Origin of the sequence: Shewanella sp. 10N.286.52.E4, assembly GCF_041468785.1 — a bacterium.
GTDB lineage: Bacteria > Pseudomonadota > Gammaproteobacteria > Enterobacterales > Shewanellaceae > Shewanella > Shewanella electrodiphila.
The window spans coordinates 1-527 of record NZ_JBFRJJ010000089.1; the positions used below are offsets into that span (position 1 = coordinate 1).

At 36.2% G+C, this 527-nt stretch carries 1 protein-coding gene; it reads right to left on the bottom strand.

Annotated elements, in window-relative coordinates; genetic code table 11:
* The coding region (locus tag AB4153_RS21505; RefSeq protein WP_371998616.1) for an ankyrin repeat domain-containing protein at positions 1-272 on the bottom strand (272 nt) is incomplete at its 3' end.
* Positions 273-527: the final 255 nt, after the last annotated feature.

Below are 527 nucleotides of genomic sequence, written 5' to 3' on the forward strand. Positions count from 1 at the left end.
GCGCCTTTATCAAGTAGGATTGTTGCTATCGGTACTTGGCAAAACTTTGCTGCTTTAATTAGGGCAGTGTCATTCTGGTTCCATTCAACGATATTAATATCGATACCACGATCAATATATACCGTTAATTCATCGACTTTTCCTCTAGATGCTGCATTGTGAAACCCAATAATATCTTGGGTCGAGAATGTGCTGCTATCACCTGCATTAGCCGTTGGTGTTAATGATAGATGCAAAAATAATGCGCCAATAATAAAGGACAATTTTTTCATAATACTTCCATGTTGGTTTGAGTGAGTTTTAAAGTGGGAGAGGCAAGTTACATTTGTGCTTGTGCAGTCAAACGAAATGACTATATCTAGGCTAATGATTGGCTTCTTCTTCCCTGAAAGGCGTTCTCTTATTGATTTAAGAGCTTGACCTGCTTTGCTTTTACCGATTATAGATTACGCTATTTATTCTTAAAAGTGCAATGCCTTTAAGCATCAATCTGTGATTAAAATGATTTAAAAATAGTGTGTTAGATT